The 15,671-nt window shown below is 71.3% G+C and carries 14 protein-coding genes; 6 read left to right on the top strand and 8 right to left on the bottom strand.

Features of this window, described 5'->3' with window-relative positions:
- Window positions 1-47 precede the first annotated feature (47 nt).
- Window positions 48-1,625, top strand: a complete 1,578-nt coding sequence (locus ACFY1E_RS05285; protein ID WP_389071709.1) for an MDR family MFS transporter — start codon at window positions 48-50, stop codon at window positions 1,623-1,625.
- Between the two features lie 268 nt (window positions 1,626-1,893).
- On the opposite strand, the gene cseC is transcribed toward ACFY1E_RS05285, so the two are convergent.
- The 5 genes from cseC to ACFY1E_RS05260 form a co-directional block, all read right to left on the bottom strand.
- Window positions 1,894-3,369, bottom strand: coding sequence for a two-component system sensor histidine kinase CseC (gene cseC, locus ACFY1E_RS05280; protein WP_389073316.1), 1,476 nt, complete (start codon window positions 3,367-3,369; stop codon window positions 1,894-1,896).
- The gene (cseB, locus tag ACFY1E_RS05275) at window positions 3,258-3,962 is read right to left on the bottom strand and encodes a two-component system response regulator CseB (RefSeq protein WP_344406213.1); all 705 of its coding nucleotides are present in this window, start codon (window positions 3,960-3,962) and stop codon (window positions 3,258-3,260) included. The genes cseC and cseB overlap by 112 nt, the downstream gene beginning before the upstream one ends.
- A gap of 77 nt (window positions 3,963-4,039) precedes the next feature.
- Window positions 4,040-4,684 carry a hypothetical protein gene (locus ACFY1E_RS05270; RefSeq protein ID WP_389071707.1) on the bottom strand — a complete coding sequence of 215 codons (645 nt, stop codon included), beginning with the start codon at window positions 4,682-4,684 and terminating at the stop codon, window positions 4,040-4,042.
- Window positions 4,672-5,211, bottom strand: a complete 540-nt coding sequence (locus ACFY1E_RS05265; protein WP_030942678.1) for a SigE family RNA polymerase sigma factor — start codon at window positions 5,209-5,211, stop codon at window positions 4,672-4,674. The genes ACFY1E_RS05270 and ACFY1E_RS05265 overlap by 13 nt, the downstream gene beginning before the upstream one ends.
- 262 nt (window positions 5,212-5,473) lie before the next feature.
- Window positions 5,474-6,421, bottom strand: coding sequence for an A/G-specific adenine glycosylase (locus ACFY1E_RS05260; protein WP_389071704.1), 948 nt, complete (start codon window positions 6,419-6,421; stop codon window positions 5,474-5,476).
- Window positions 6,422-6,571: 150 nt separating this feature from the next.
- Between ACFY1E_RS05260 and ACFY1E_RS05255 the strand changes: the two genes are divergently transcribed.
- On the top strand, window positions 6,572-7,384 hold the full coding sequence (locus ACFY1E_RS05255) for a hypothetical protein (protein ID WP_389071702.1): 813 nt from the start codon (window positions 6,572-6,574) through the stop codon (window positions 7,382-7,384).
- Window positions 7,385-7,540: 156 nt separating this feature from the next.
- On the opposite strand, the gene disA is transcribed toward ACFY1E_RS05255, so the two are convergent.
- Both disA and radA read right to left on the bottom strand, forming a co-directional pair.
- Entirely contained in the window at window positions 7,541-8,665 is a 1,125-nt protein-coding gene (gene disA / locus ACFY1E_RS05250) for a DNA integrity scanning diadenylate cyclase DisA (protein WP_123966706.1), read from the bottom strand.
- Between the two features lie 81 nt (window positions 8,666-8,746).
- Complete coding sequence (radA, locus tag ACFY1E_RS05245; protein ID WP_389071700.1) at window positions 8,747-10,156, bottom strand: DNA repair protein RadA; 1,410 nt, start codon at window positions 10,154-10,156, stop codon at window positions 8,747-8,749.
- A gap of 230 nt (window positions 10,157-10,386) precedes the next feature.
- Between radA and ACFY1E_RS05240 the strand changes: the two genes are divergently transcribed.
- The gene (locus ACFY1E_RS05240) at window positions 10,387-12,069 is read left to right on the top strand and encodes a hypothetical protein (protein ID WP_389071697.1); all 1,683 of its coding nucleotides are present in this window, start codon (window positions 10,387-10,389) and stop codon (window positions 12,067-12,069) included.
- 12 nt (window positions 12,070-12,081) lie between these two features.
- Here the strand turns inward: ACFY1E_RS05240 and ACFY1E_RS05235 are convergent, their stop codons facing one another.
- A complete protein-coding gene (locus ACFY1E_RS05235; protein ID WP_389071695.1) occupies window positions 12,082-12,957 on the bottom strand; it encodes a hypothetical protein in 876 nt (291 codons plus the stop codon).
- Between the two features lie 71 nt (window positions 12,958-13,028).
- On the opposite strand from ACFY1E_RS05235, the gene ACFY1E_RS05230 reads away from it, so the two are divergent.
- From ACFY1E_RS05230 to ACFY1E_RS05220, 3 genes are all read left to right on the top strand, one after another.
- Entirely contained in the window at window positions 13,029-13,961 is a 933-nt protein-coding gene (locus tag ACFY1E_RS05230) for a Ppx/GppA family phosphatase (RefSeq protein ID WP_389071692.1), read from the top strand.
- 150 nt (window positions 13,962-14,111) lie between these two features.
- A complete protein-coding gene (locus ACFY1E_RS05225) occupies window positions 14,112-14,933 on the top strand; it encodes a sugar phosphate isomerase/epimerase family protein (RefSeq protein ID WP_389071690.1) in 822 nt (273 codons plus the stop codon).
- Window positions 14,930-15,544, top strand: coding sequence for a TetR family transcriptional regulator (locus ACFY1E_RS05220; RefSeq protein WP_389071687.1), 615 nt, complete (start codon window positions 14,930-14,932; stop codon window positions 15,542-15,544). The genes ACFY1E_RS05225 and ACFY1E_RS05220 overlap by 4 nt, the downstream gene beginning before the upstream one ends.
- The last annotated feature ends 127 nt before the right edge of the window (window positions 15,545-15,671 follow it).

Here is a 15,671-nt window from a genome sequence, read left to right as displayed (position 1 = left end):
GCAAGTAAGTGGCCGACCGGGGGGAGATGCCCAGGGGAGTGGGGACGATGGCGGACACACAGACGGCCGAGACGAAGCCGGACAAACAGCCGAAGAGCATACGGGTCGTGCTGCTCGCGCTCATGATCACCATGATGCTCGCGATGCTCGACAACATGATCGTGGGCACCGCGATGCCGACCATCGTGGGCGAGCTCGGGGGACTCGAGCATCTGTCCTGGGTGGTCACGGCGTACACGCTGGCGACCGCGGCCTCCACCCCGATCTGGGGCAAGCTCGGCGACATGTACGGGCGCAAGGGCTCCTTCATGACGTCGATCGTGATCTTCCTGATCGGCTCCGCGCTCAGCGGCATGGCGCAGAACATGGGCCAGCTGATCGGTTTCCGCGCGATCCAGGGGCTCGGCGCGGGTGGCCTGATGGTCGGCGTCATGGCGATCATCGGTGATCTGATACCGCCGCGGGAGCGGGGCAAGTACCAGGGCATGATGGCCGGCGTCATGGCGCTCGCGATGATCGGCGGTCCGCTGGTCGGCGGCACCATCACCGACAACTGGGGCTGGCGCTGGTCGTTCTACATCAACCTGCCGCTCGGCGTGGTGTCGCTCGGTCTGATCAGTGCCGTACTGCATCTGCCGAAGAAGCGGGCCAAGGCGGGTATCGACTACCTCGGTGTCGCCCTGCTGACCATCGGCATCACCTCGATCGTGCTGGTCACCACCTGGGGCGGCACGCAGTACGCGTGGACGTCCGCGCGGATCATGGAACTCATCGGGATCGGCGTCGCCGCGCTCATCGGGTTCGTGTTCTGGCAGACGAAGGCCGCGGAGCCGATCGTGCCGCTGCACATCTTCCGCAGCCGTAACTTCACGCTGATGTCTCTCATCGGCTTCATCACCGGGTTCGTGATGTTCGGCGCGACGCTGTACCTGCCGCTGTACCAGCAGTCCGTGCAGGGTGCGTCCGCGACCAACTCCGGGTTGCTGCTGCTGCCGATGCTCGGCGCGATGCTGGTGACCTCGATGGTGGCGGGACGGGTGACCACCAACACCGGCCGCTACAAGGTCTTCCCGGTCGTCGGCAGTGTCCTGATGACCGTCGGGCTCTACCTGCTGTCCACGATGGACACCGGCACCTCGCGGTTCACGTCCGGTGTGTTCATGGCGGTCGTGGGGCTGGGCATGGGCTGCCTGATGCAGATCACCATGCTGGTGGCGCAGAACAGCGTGGAGATGAAGGACATGGGTGTGGCGTCCTCCTCGACCACCCTGTTCCGTACGCTCGGTTCGTCCTTCGGTGTCGCGATCATGGGCGCGCTGTTCAACAACCGGGTCCAGCACGTCATGGCGGAGCGGGCCGGCTCGCTGGGGGCGAAGATCACCGAGAAGTCGGCGGCCCTTGACGCCAAGAGCCTGGCGAAGCTGCCGGCCGTGGTGCGGGAGGCGTACCAGCACGCGGTGTCCGCGGGTACGCACTCCGCCTTCCTGCTGGGGTCCGTGGTGGCCGTGGGCGCGCTGGTCGCAGCGGTCTTTGTGAAGGAGGTCGCGCTGCGGGGGACCGGGCCGGCTGCACCCAAGTCCGGCGACGAGACGGTGGCGCAGGCGCCGATCGTCGAGGCGGTCTGATCCACGAGTGAGCCGAAGGTCCCCCGGTGGGTGTCCGCCCCGGGGGGCCTTCGTCGTGCTTCCTCGCCCCGCCGCCTCGTCCCGTCCCAGGGGCTCCGCCCCTTCGACCCCGGCCGAGGCTGTGCCCTCTCGGCCTCGATCGGGAGGCAGCCTGCGCGCCTTCGCGGGGACGGGCGGCCTGCGGCCGTCAAGAGGGGAGGCGCTGCTGGTCGCCATCACCTGACCCCGAAAGCCCTCGATGCCGAAGGCCCTACGGCAGAGGAAAGCCCTACGGCAGCAGCGGGTAACTGCCCGTGTTCGTCGGCGCATGCTCCGGCAGCCACAGCACCGCCACCGCGCCCTCCGCCGGCACATGATCGGGTGCGCCCGCCGGGCGTACGTTGCGGAAGGTCAGGCGGGCTCCCAGCACGCGGGCCTGTCCGGCGGCGATCGTGAGGCCGAGGCCGTGGCCGTGGCCGGCGCGGTCGGCGCTGCCCGTGCGGAAGCGGCTCGGGCCCTCGGCGAGGAGGTCGGACGGGAAGCCGGGGCCGTGGTCGCGGACCCGGATGACCCGGCCCTCGACGGTGACCTGGATCGGCGGCTTGCCGTGCCGGGCGGCGTTGGCGAGCAGGTTGATCAGCACGCGCTCCAGGCGGCGCGGATCGGTCGTGACCATCGACTCGTGCACCACCCGTACCTCGACGGCCGGGTCCTTCGCCGCCACCCGCCGGGTGACGAACTCGCCGAGCAGGATGTCCTGCAGCTCGGCCCGCTCGGAGGCGCTGTCGAGGCGGGCCACCTCCAGGACGTCCTCCACGAGGGTGCGCATGGCCTTCGCGCGGTCCAGGACCAGCTCCGTCGGCCGGCCCGGCGGAAGCAGTTCGGCGGCCGTCAGCAGGCCCGTCACCGGGGTGCGCAGCTCGTGCGCGATGTCCGCGGTGACCCGGCGCTCGGCCTCGAGCCGCTGCTGCAGCGTGTCCGCCATGGCGTCCACCGCCCGCGCCAGGTCGTCGGTCTCGTCCCGTACGACCCCGCCGATGGCGTCCCGCACCCGTACGTCCGACTCGCCCCTGGCGACCTGGTTCGCCGCGGCCGCCGCCTTGCGCAGTCGGCGCGAGAGCTGGCCGCCGATGAGCACGCCCAGCGCACTGCCGCCGAGGACGACCGCGATGGAGCCGATCACCAGGGCCTGGTCGAGGTCCCTGAGGATGTCCGTGCTGCGGTCGGTGAACCCGGTGTGCAGCGACAGCACATGCCCGTCCTTGACCGGCATGGCCGCCCAGATGTCGGGCGCGCCGCCCGGCCGGTCGGTCACGTACGTCGCCACCCGGTTCTCCTCGACCTTCGCCCGCAGCGCCGAGGGCAGCCGCGGGTCGTCGATCTTGATGTTGGGGAAGAGGGTCCGGCTGGGGATCTCGTAGTTGCGCGCCGCGATCCGGATGCGCTCGTCCGCGAGATCGCGCGCGTTGTCCAGCATCGAGACCCGGGCCGCGTTGTGCACGACCAGGCTCAGCGCGATCGCGATCAGCGCGCCGACCAGGGCGATGGCCGCGCTGAGCTTCCATCTGAGGCCCGTGCGCATGCCCGTACCGTCTGCAACGCTCGCAGCGGCCGGGCTTCTGAAGATCCCCCGCATGTCCCTGGTGTCCCCGCTCAGGCCTTCAACTTGTAGCCGAAGCCGCGGACCGTCTCGATCCGGTCCTGGCCGATCTTCGTGCGCAGTCGCTGCACGTGGACGTCCACCACGCGCGTGTCCCCGCCCCAGCCGTAGTCCCACACCCGCTCCAGCAGTTTGTCGCGCGACAGGACCGTGCCCGGCGCGGAGGAGAACTCCAACAGGAGCCGCATCTCGGTCGGCGTCAGCGCCACCGGCTGCCCGGCCCGGCGCACCTCCATGCCCTCGGTGTCGATCTCCAGTTCGCCGAAGCTCAGCACCCCGCCGGCCACCTCGGCAGGCCCCTCGTCAGCCCGGTCGCCGCCGCTTGCGTGCCCGAAGCGCCGCAGCACCGCCCGGATGCGCGCGACCAGCACGGCACCGTCGAACGGCTTGGTCACATAGTCGTCGGCGCCCGCCTCCAGGCCCAGTACGACGTCGATCGAGTCGGCCCGCGCCGACAGCATGATCACCGGCACGGTCGACTCGTCACGGATTCGGCGGCACAGGCTGACGCCGTCCAGTCCGGGCACCATGACGTCGAGCAGCGCGATGTCGGGGCGGTTCGCCCGGAACGCCTCCAGGCCGGACAGCCCGTCGGGCATCGCGGTGACCGCGAAGCCGTCCCGCTCCAGGGCGAGCTGGGTGGCCTCGCGGATGACGTCGTCGTCCTCGACGAACAGGACGTGGGTCTGGTCTGCCATCCCGCTGCTCTCAGTTCTCGTGTCGGTCGTGGCGTACGCACTGCTGCCGGGTGATCGGTCCGAGCGGCCCGAACGGTTCACGAAGACGGCGTCGCGTCGCCCCCGACGGCGTTGCTGTAGTCGTTGCGCGTGATGAACCGCTTGACGAAGTGGCCCGAGGCCCAGATGTACGTGGTCACGATCTCACCGGACGGACTCGTCATCGGATCGTCCTTCTGGTACACCTGCTTGGTCACCACCAGGTCGCCGCGGTCTATCTCCGCGTAGACCGGGGGTTCCTCGGTCCGGAAGACATTCTCGTACCGACCGCCGTGTTCGCGATACACGTACGAGCCGACTCCGATCTCGTCCCCGCAGGTCAGCACGTTCACCACCACGTCGTCGGAGTATCCGCCGGTCAGTCTGCCGTACGACACCTCGATCGGGTACTTGTCCGCGACGCACGGCTTCAGGCCGTGTTTGACCTCCGCCGAGACCATCGGATCGTCCTTGACGAGCTTGGCCGCGTCCACATGCACCGTCTTCGACGGGCTGGGCATGGGCGAGGCGGTGGGCGTGGCAGCGGCGCCCAGCACCGAGTCGGCGTGCGCCGGGCCCTCGTCACGGGCTCCGGTGCCGCCGGTACCGCAGGCGGAGGCGAAAAGGGCGAGGGCGGCGAGCACGGCCATCGCCGTGTACGCCGCCTGCAAGGTCCCTCGGCCCGAGTCGGTCAGACCGCGCAACGCTCCTGCTCCCCACGCTCCAGCGCGCGTGCGTCCAGATCGCGGCTCTCCAGCTCCTCACGGAGCCGGGCGAGCGCCCGGTGCAGCGTGCTCTTGACCGTTCCGGCCGACATGCCCAGGGCCGCGGCCGTCTCCTCCGTCGACATCTGTTCCCAGTGTCGCAGGACCACGACGCTTCGCTGCTTGGGAGCCAGCACCTTCATGATGTCCATCAGCAGGGCGCGGTCCGCGTGCTGCTCGGTGGAGTCGTCGACCGAGGCGTCCGGCAGCTGCTCGGTGGGGACCTCCTCCAGTTTCCGGGCCCGCCACCACTCGGTCCGCGTGTTGATCATCACGCGCCGCAGGTAGGCGTCCGCGAGCCGCTTGTCCGCGATGCCCTCCCAGCGGCCGTAGGTCCGCACCAGCGCGGTCTGGAGCAGGTCCTGCGCGTCCACGGGGTCCGGGACCAGCCGGCGGGCGCTGCGCAGCAGCGCGTCCTGCCGCGTGCGGACATACTCCTCGAACTCGAGCACCTCGCCCTGCGCCATGTCGAACCGCCTCCTGATCCCCGTTGCCCGCCGGCTTGATCGCCGTCGGCCTGCTCCGTAACAGCCCGCTTCTGCCGGGCACGCAAATGAAGCTACGGAGGTGTTGTCACGGCGCTGTCCGAGACAACGCTCGGCTAGCAATCGGCTGTACGTCGGTTGTGTAACGGACGTAGGAACGGGGTAAACAGCTACACCGAATTGCGCTGCTATGGGGCGATTTGGCAGGTCGGGTGTATGTAATCCGGCGTGACGTTACGAGGGGTTACGTCAACGGCAGCCGATACAAACCACCGGACAGCGGCTCCACGAGACCGTCCGCCACGAGCCCGTCGAGCGCCCGCGCGCGCTGCACCGGCTCGTGCCACACCCGGTCGAGGGCCGACTGCGGCACGGGCGCATGGGCCTCACGCAGGACGGCGAGCAGCTTGCCGCGCACCTGCCGGTCCGTCCCCGCGTACGTCTGGCCGCGCCGCGGCGGCCCCTCGTGCTCGGGCTTGCCCGCGAGCCGCCACGCACACTGCGCGGCGATGGGGCAGCGGTGGCAGGTCTCGTTCTTGGCGGTGCAGACCAGCGCGCCGAGCTCCATGGAGGCGGCCGCCCAGCGCGCCGCGGTCCTCTCGTCCTCGGGCAACAGCGCGCGGGCGAGCTTGCGTTCGGCGGCGGTGGTCGCGTTCGGGGGGTACTGGACGCCGGTGACGGCACGCGCGAAGACCCGCCGGACGTTGGTGTCGAGCACCGCGTGCCGCTGCCCGTACGCGAAGGAGGCGACGGCCGCGGCCGTGTACTCGCCGATGCCGGGCAGTGCGAGGAGCTGGGCGTGGTCGGTCGGGACGTCGCCGCCGTGCCGTTCCGTTATGGCCACGGCGGCGCCGTGCAGCCTGAGGGCGCGGCGCGGGTAGCCGAGCCGGCCCCAGGCGCGGACCGCCTCACCCGGTGCCTCCCGGGCCAGGTCGGCGGGGCGCGGCCAGCGGGCCAGCCACTGCTCGTAGACGGGCAGCACACGGCTGACCGGCGTCTGCTGCAGCATGAACTCGCTGACCATCACACCCCAGGGGCCGGCTTCCGGGAGCCGCCACGGAAGGTCGCGGGCGTGTTCGTCGAACCAGTCGATGACAGGGGCGTGAAGGTCCTCACCGAGAGGGGAGCCGGCGAGCGTGTCGGCCGGGCCGTCGGCGGGGCTGCTGTGCGGGGGCTTCGTGGGCGCAGTCATGGCGTTTCCGATCCTGCCATGGCCCCGGTCGGTTGGGCCGCCGTCCCGCGCGCGGTGCGTCGTGCGGACCGGAATGATGATCCGGAAAAGTTGACGAACCGGCGGCGGGTGGGGCCAGCGAACCGCCCGATCTCTCGTACAGTTTGCGCCGTGGGATCTCTGCGCAATCCTGTCGGGCCGCTCCCCTCCTCCATCTACTGGCGCCGGAGGGCCGTACTCGTGTCTGTGGTTGCCTTGTTGGCGCTGCTGATCACGTGGATCGTCCTGTCGGGCGGTGGCGGCGGCAAGAAGGACGACGGGGCGAACGGCCACACCCCCGCGCCCACGATCACTGCGGGGCCGTCGAGTTCGGGTCCCGCGATCAGTCAAGCGCCGGGCGGGCGGGACGAGTCGAGCGGCGGGGGCTCCAGCGGGTCGGATTCCGGGGGCAGTTCGGGGTCCGGTTCCGGTTCAGGTTCCGGGTCCGGGGGCTCCGACGGGTCGGCCGGCGGCGGTACGGCCGGTGCCGGCTCCGGTATCGGGGTCGGCCGGGGCGACACGATTCCGGCGAGTTCCTCCATCCCCAACTGCACCACGAGCGCAGTGACGTTGACGGTGCGGAGCCTCCACAACACGTACTCGCCCGGCCAGACGCCGACTCTGCTGCTGACCGCGACGAACACCTCGGGGCTCGACTGCAAGATCGACCTCGGGCCGAAGAGTGCCGTGCTGACGATCACCGAGGCGGGCAGCGACAACAACTACTGGTCGTCCGCCGACTGCCCCCAGGGCCCGGGCAGCCTGGTGTTCCGGGTGCCCAACCGCAGCAGCATCACTTACACCGTGAAGTGGGACCGCAAGCCGAGCGCCCCCCAGTGCGCGACGCCTCCGGCGGGGTCGGCCGGGGCGGGTACGTATCTGGTGGAGGCGGCGGCGCCGGGGTTCGCGAAATCGAAGATTTCGTTCATGCTCAAGGACGACTAGGCGCTTGGGCGCTCCGCTGGGGTGCGCCGCGATGGGCCGTCGTTCGTCTGCGGCCGCGTCGTGGCTGGTCGCGCCCGCGCGGCGGAGCCGCATGTCGACACAGCCCCGCGCCCCTGAGGGACGCGGCCGAACCGCAGCGGTCTCAGTGCGGCTTGGCTAGACGTACCGCTCCAGGATCGACGACTCCGCCAGCCTGGACAGGCCCTCGCGTACGCTGCGGGCGCGGGCCTCGCCCACGCCGTCGACCGTCTGGAGGTCGTCGACGCTTGCGGCGAGCAGTTTCTGCAGGCCTCCGAAGTGCTCCACGAGACGGTCGATGATGGCGCCCGGGAGGCGCGGCACCTTGGCCAGGAGGCGGAAGCCGCGGGGCGAGACCGCCGAGTCGAGTGCCTCCGGCGAGCCCGTGTAGCCCAGCGCCCTTGCCACCGTGGGCAGTTCGAGGAGCTCGGCGTGGGTGAGGGCGTCCAGCTCGTAGAGGGCCTCGTCGACGGTGCGGGAGCGCTTGGCGGTGGGCTCGGGGACGTAGTCCCGGACGACCAGCTCGCGTTCGGGCTCCACGCCTGCGATCAACTCGTCGAGCTGCAGGGCGAGGAGACGCCCGTCGGTGCCCAGTTCGACCACGTATTCCGCGATTTCGGTGGCGATGCGGCGCACCATCTCCAGGCGCTGGGCCACCGCCGACACATCGCGGACCGTCACCAGGTCCTCGATCTCCAGCGCCGACAGGGTGCCCGCGACCTCGTCCAGGCGGAGCTTGTAGCGCTCCAGGGTCGCGAGGGCCTGGTTCGCGCGGGACAGGATCGCCGCGGAGTCCTCCAGCACGCGGCGCTGACCGTCGACGTACAGGGCGATCAGACGCATCGACTGGGACACGGAGACGACCGGGAAGCCGACCTGCTTGGAGATGCGGTCCGCGGTGCGGTGCCGGGTGCCCGTCTCCTCGGTCGGGATCGTCGCGTCGGGCACGAACTGCACGCCCGCCCGGAGGATCTTCGACAGGTCGGAGGAGAGCACGATGCCGCCGTCGAGCTTGCACAGCTCGCGCAGGCGGGTGGCCGTGAACTCGACGTCCAGCACGAAACCGCCGGTGCACATGGTTTCGACGGTCCTGTCGAAGCCGAGCACGATGAGACCGCCCGTGTTGCCGCGGAGTACCCGCTCGAGTCCGTCGCGCAGGCCCGTGCCGGGAGCCACGGCGCTCAATGAGGCGCGCATCAGGCCATCGGCACCGGAACTCCCGCCGGACTTTCCGGGAGCTGCCGCCCGGTCGTTGGCTGCCACTGCACTCCTCCGGTCGCAGGTTCTGGGGCGCCCCCGTGTCACACATTCTGTTCGTACGGACGGGCGAGACCAGGGCAAAGTCTACCGGCGGTCCTCCTCGTCCCGTGGGGCCTCTCGGCGACGGGAGCGTGGAAGGACTCTCAGAGCGTCCCCTATGTCGGCGACTTCCAGGACCTTCATCCCCGGAGGGATCTTGCCCGGGTCGCCCGGAACGAGCGCGTGTGTGAAGCCCAGACGGTGTGCTTCGGCGAGTCGCCGCTGGACGCCCGTGACCCGTCTGACCTCGCCCGCGAGGCCGACCTCGCCGATCGCGACCAGGTTCTTGGGCAGCGGGGTGTCGCTGGCCGCAGAGGCCAGCGCGAGGGCGACGGCGAGGTCGGCGGCGGGCTCCGAGAGCTTCACCCCGCCGACCGTCGCGGAGTAGATGTCCCGCTTTCCGAGCGCGCTGATCCGGCCGCGCTGCTCCAGGACGGCGAGCATCATCGAGACGCGGGAGGTCTCCAGGCCCGAGGTGGTACGGCGCGGCGAGGGGATCTGCGAGTCGACGGTGAGCGCCTGGACCTCGGCGACCAGGGGGCGGCGGCCCTCCAGGGTGACCGTCAGACAGGTACCGGGGACCGGTTCGGCACGTCTGGTCAGGAAGAGTCCGCTCGGGTCGGCGAGGCCCGTGATGCCCTCGTCGTGCAGTTCGAAGCAGCCGACCTCGTCCGTGGCGCCGTAGCGGTTCTTGACGCCCCGGACCAGCCGCAGGCGCGCGTGCCGGTCGCCCTCGAAGTGGAGGACGACGTCCACGAGGTGTTCCAGGAGCCGGGGCCCGGCGATGGCCCCGTCCTTGGTGACATGCCCCACAAGGAGGGTGGACATCCCGCGCTCCTTGGAGGCGCGGATGAGAGCGCCGGCCACCTCGCGCACCTGCGCCATGCCGCCGGGGGCGCCGTCGATCTCCGGCGAGGCCACGGTCTGCACCGAGTCCAGGATCAGCAGCGACGGCTTCACCGCGTCCAAGTGGCCGAGCACGGCGGCCAGATCGGTCTCGGCGGCGAGATACAGATGGTCGTCGATGGCCTTGATGCGGTCGGCGCGCAGCCGCACCTGGCTCGCCGACTCCTCACCGGTGACATACAGCGTGCGGTGCTCGTCGCTCGCCGACTTCGCCGCCACGTCCAGCAGCAGCGTCGACTTGCCGACGCCCGGCTCGCCCGCGAGCAGCACCACCGCGCCGGGCACCAGCCCGCCACCGAGCACCCGGTCCAGCTCGGGCACACCGGTCGAGCGGGCGGTGGCCTGGCGCCCGTCCACCTGGCCGATGGGCACCGCGGAGGTGGTGACGCGCCCCGGTGTCGTCGTACGGACCGCGGGCGCGCCGTACTCCTCGATCGTCCCCCACGCCTGGCACTCGGGGCAGCGGCCGAGCCACTTGGCCGTCTGCCAGCCGCACTCGGTGCAGCGGTAGGACGGGCGGTCCTTGGTGGACTTGGTACGGGCAGCCATGCGGAGAACCGTAACCGAGCCCACTGACAACGCGGGACGGTCCGGGCGCGGACGCTGGCCGCGCGCCCACCGAGCACATGATCCGACACTCCACGAACCGGCCATCACCGTCGGTAATCAGCCACGGAACACGCGGTTCCTGTACCCGATTGAGGGATCGTTTCACCCGTATGGATTAAAAGTGCTCAAGGTGGAAGAAGGGTTCATCCCGAGCCGCCTACGGTCCACGGATGAGCAGCAGCCCGGAGACCTCGCCCCGTATCACCGGCGCAGACCAGGCGCGCCGGGAGGCACGTGACCGTGCCGCTGCGCGCACGCTCGCGCAGCGGCCACCCGGCCGTTACGAGCCGTATCTGGACGGACTGTTCACCTACTGCCTGTCGGTGCTGTGCGACCACGACGCGGCGACCGCCGCCCTGGGCGAGGCCCTCGCGCTCGCCGAGAAACGCCGTGGGCCCCAGGCGCCGGGGGACCGCCGCGCCTGGCTGTACGCACTGGCACGCTGGGCCTGTCTGCGCAAGCTGGCAGAGGCCAGGCAGAAACGTCAGGGCACGCACGCGGCGGGCCGGCGCAGCACCGACAAGCAGCGGTCGGCAGAGCCCCCCGTCGCCGACGAGATCCAGGAGGAGCGCCGCCGCGAACTCGCCCTGCTGGCCTGGCCGGAGGCCGCCGGCACCAGCCCGGAGCAGCGCGAGGCGCTCGAACTCGCCGTACGCCACCACCTCGCCGCCCACGAGGTCGCCGCCGTACTGGGCCTCGGCCTCGCCACCGCCCGCGAACTGCTGGCCTGTGCCGCCTGCGAGGTGGAGCGCACGCGCGCGGCCCTCGCCGTCGTCGAGACCGGCGGCTGCCCGGACGTCGCCCGGCTCACCGGTGACAACCAGCTCGTGCTCAGCTCGGCCCTGCGCAAGGAGCTCGTCCGGCACGTGGACGACTGCCCGCGATGTCGCCGCAGCGCCGAGCGTGCCATCCCCGGCCGCTGGCCCGGTGCGACGATCACCCCCGCCGAGCTGCCCGTCCTCGAGGCGCCCCGCGCGGCCCTGCACATGGCGGTCACCCATCAGCCACGCGCGCGTGGCGGCGCTCTTCCCCGGTTCGACCGGCGCGGCTTCCCGATGGACCCCAAGGACCGCGCCGCCCGCCGCGACCGCCTACGCGCGCGTGCCGTCACGACGACGGTCGTCGCGACCGTGGTGGCGGCCCCCGTGTTCGCCCTGTGGGCCGCCTACCGGGGCTCACCGGCCGAGGGCGCGGACGGCCGCTCGGCCACCGCCGGCGAGGCGCACGGCCCGGTCAGCCTGGGCGGCGAGGCGTCCGGCGGGGGCTACGAGAACGCCGGCAACGCCGGCCCCCGGCCCGGCGGCGACTTCGGCAGAGGCCACAGACGGCCCGACATCTCCGTGGAGGTCATCAGCGTCACCGGCCTCAGCGGGAAGAGCGCCGGGCACCTCCATGTGTCGGCAGGCCATCACGGCGACACCACGCTCGTGACCCTCACCGCGACCGGACCCGCGCCCGTGCACTGGTCCGCGTCGACCGGAGCCGCCTGGCTCTACCTCAGCCAGTCCTCGGGAACGCTCGCACCCGGCGAATCGTTGACGATCAAGGTGTACGTCGACCATCTGCGCGAGCCGTCCGGACCGTGGAGCGCACACGTGGCCGTCTCACCGTCCGGGGCCGTCGTCTCCATCGAGGGCTACGGCGCCGCACCCAGCCCGACCGCCCCCGGACCGAGCAGCCCCGGCACCCCGCCGCCCCCGCCGGACCCGCAACCGACCCCGACCGCCTCGGACCCCACCCCGAGCGCCCCGCCCTCGTCCCCTGCCCCCGATCCCACGCCCACCGACACCGCCCCGTCCGACCCGGCACCACCGCCCGCCGACAGCGGGAACCCCAGCCCTACGGCGTCGTGAGCGCAGCCCGCGTCAGTCGACCGGGTCCGCCGGATGCGGCGCGACCAGCGGCAGCTGCGCGGCCAGGCGCTGCTCGCACAGCTCCACGAGGCGGTCGTAGCCGGCCTTGCCCATCAGCTCGGTCAGCTCCGGCCGGTAGGACACGTACACCGGGTCGCCAGCGCCGTGCGCCGAGGTCGCCGACGTGCACCACCAGTGCAGGTCGTGGCCGCCCGGGCCCCAGCCCCGGCGGTCGTACTCACCGATCGACACCTGCAGCACACGGGTGTCGTCGGGCCGGTCGATCCAGTCGTACGTCCTCCGCACCGGCAGCTGCCAGCACACGTCCGGCTTTGTCTCCAGCGGCTCGCGGCCCTCCTTCAGCGCCAGGATGTGCAACGAGCAGCCCGCGCCGCCCGCGAACCCGGGCCGGTTCTGGAAGATGCAGGAGCCCTGGAAAGGACGGGTCTGACGGTCGCCGTCCTCGTCCTCGGACACCCAGCCGTGCTTCCTGCCCTCGTCATGGTGCTGCCAGATGTCGGGCGTGAGCCTCGCCACATGCCCGGCGACGCGCTTCTCGTCGTCCTCGTCGGAGAAGTGGGCGCCCAGCGTGCAGCACCCGTCGTCCGCGCGGCCCGCCTGGATGCCCTGGCAGCCGCTGCCGAAGATGCAGTTCCAGCGAGAGGTGAGCCATGTCAGATCGCAGCGGAAGACCTGCTCGTCGTCCGCCGGATCAGGGAACTCCACCCACGCGCGCGCGAAGTCGAGGCCCTTCTCGTCCGCTTCCCTGGCCTTCTTCGACAGCTTCGCCGACTGCGGTGGCTTCACCTGCGAAGAACCCTTGGCGGACTCGGCAGCCTTGGCAGCCTTGGCTGCCTTGTCGTCCTTCGCCCTTTTCGTCTTTGGCACAGGACCAGCGTACGGGTCTCTCGGCGCCATCCCATACGGAGGACCGCCCAGGTGGCAGTAGCGTTCCGTACATGAGACTCGGTGTCCTCGACGTGGGATCGAACACGGTGCATCTGCTGGTGGTGGATGCGCACCCGGGCGCGCGCCCGCTGCCCGCGCACTCGCACAAGGCGGAGCTGCGCCTTGCCCAACTGCTCGACGAGAGCGGAGCGATCGGCCCCGAGGGGGTCGACAAACTGATCGCCGTCGTCCACGAGTGCCTGCAGGCCGCCGAGGACAAGGGCGTCGAGGACGTGCTCCCCTTCGCGACCTCCGCCGTCCGCGAGGCCGGCAACGCCGACGACGTCCTCGCGCGCGTGCAGGCCGAGACCGGCGTGGAGCTGCAGGTCCTCTCCGGTGAGGAGGAGGCCCGGCTCACCTTCCTCGCCGTCCGCCGCTGGTTCGGCTGGTCCGCGGGCAAGCTGCTCGTCCTCGACATCGGCGGCGGCTCCCTGGAGATCGCGTACGGCATCGACGAGGAGCCGGACGCGGCCGTCTCCCTCCCGCTCGGCGCCGGCCGCCTCACCGCCGGCTGGCTGCCCGGCGACCCGCCGGACCCGGAGTCCGTAAGGGCCCTGCGCCGCCACGTGAGGGCGCAGATCGCCCGCACGGTCGGCGAATTCAGCCGCTTCGGCGCGCCCGATCACGTCGTGGCGACCTCGAAGACCTTCAAGCAGCTCGCGCGTATCGCGGGCGCGGCCCGGTCGACGGAGGGCCTGTACGTCCAGCGCGATCTGAAGCGCGAGTCCCTGGAAGCGTGGGTCCCGCAGCTGGCGGGCATGTCGGCGGCCCAGCGGGCGGAACTCCCGGGCGTGAGCGAGGGCCGAGCGGGCCAGATACTGGCGGGCGCCCTGGTGGCGGAGGGCGCCATGGACTTGTTCGGCGTGGAGAGCCTGGAAATCTGCCCGTGGGCACTCAGGGAGGGCGTGATCCTCCGCAAACTGGACCACATGGGCTCGGTGTGAGCGCCCCGGTAGGGGCGCGGGGCTGTGACATCAGCGACTCCGTCGCGGGGCGCGACAAGCCGCAACGAAAGCCGCACCCGCCAGTGGCGAACCCCACAACGGCGAACAGGCGCACCGCAGACGACCCACCGCACCCCGTAACCTGTCGGCATGGCGGAGCCAGTCTGCATCCCGGATGCGAAGGTCGCGCTGTCCACGGCCTCCGTGTACCCGGAGTCCACGGCAACGGCCTTCGAGATCGCCGCGCGCCTCGGGTACGACGGTGTCGAGGTCATGGTGTGGACCGACCCGGTCAGCCAGGACATCGAGGCGCTGCGCAGACTCAGCGACTACCACCGCATCCCGATCCTCGCCGTGCACGCCCCCTGCCTGCTCATCACGCAGCGGGTGTGGTCCACCGACCCGTGGACCAAGCTCCAGCGCGCCCAGGCGGCCGCCGAGAAGCTCGGGGCGACCACGGTCGTCGTCCACCCGCCGTTCCGCTGGCAGCGCCAGTACGCCCGTGACTTCGTCACCGGAATCTGGCGCATGGCCGACGAGACGGACGTGCGGTTCGCCGTCGAGAACATGTACCCCTGGCGCTACCGCGACCGCGAGATGCTCGCGTACGCCCCCGACTGGGACGTGACGAAGGAGGACTACCGTCACTTCACGATCGACCTCAGTCACAGCGCCACGGCCCGCTCCGACGCGCTGCACATGGTCGACCGCATGGGAGACCGCCTCGGCCATGTCCACCTCGCCGACGGCAGGGGATCGGCCAAGGACGAGCACCTCGTCCCCGGCCGCGGCAACCAGCCCTGCGCCGAGCTGCTGGAACGTCTCGCCCTGACCGGTTTCGACGGTCACGTCGTCATCGAGGTCAACACCAGGCGCGCCATGTCCGGCGCCGAACGCGAGGCCGATCTGGCGGAGGCGCTGGCCTTCACCCGCCTCCACCTCGCCTCCGCGGTGCGGGTGCCCAGACCGTGACCGAGGCCCCCGACCCGACCGCACGCCGCCGTGGCCGGCGCCCCCGTACGGAGTCCGCCGACACCCGCGACCGCATCCTGACCGTGGCCCGCGAGGAGTTCTCCGAGCGCGGGTACGAGAAGACCTCCGTGCGCGGCATCGCCAAGGCGGCCGGCGTGGACTCGGCGCTGGTGCACCACTACTTCGGCACCAAGGAGCAGGTCTTCGAGGCCGCGATCGAGGTCGCCTTCGCGCCCGCGCTGAACGCGCCGGAGGCGCTCGCCGACGGTCCGCCGGACGGCGTCGGCGAGCGGCTCACCCGCTTCATCTTCGGCATCTGGGAGAACCCCACCACCCGTACGCCCCTGCTGGCGATCGTGCGCTCCGCCGTCAACAACGAGGCCGCCGCGGCCGTCTTCCGCCGGCTGGTCGCCTCCCAGCTGTTGCGCCGCGTCGCCGCCCAGCTGGACCGGCCGGACGCGGAGCTGCGCGCCGAGCTGGCGGCGGCGCAGCTGGTGGGGTGCGCGATGCTGCGATACGTGATCAAGGTGGAGCCGCTGGCGTCGGCAGACGTGGAGCAGATCATCGCGCGGGTGGCGCCGGTGGTGCAGGGGCACCTGACCGGGCCCTGACGCCCCGATGCGAGGTCCTGCCCTGTGTGCGAGACGCACGTCCCGCATTCCGGACACGGTGTCCATCCCTTGGAGCAACGGGCGTACGCTCGACTCAGTCAGAACTCTCCGAACTCTCTGACAGCAG

The sequence above is a fragment of the Streptomyces sp. NPDC001604 genome (genome assembly GCF_042893475.1).
Lineage (GTDB): Bacteria > Actinomycetota > Actinomycetes > Streptomycetales > Streptomycetaceae > Streptomyces.
Note: the sequence above shows the minus strand (reverse complement) of the source record. Positions and strands in the feature narration are given on the sequence as shown.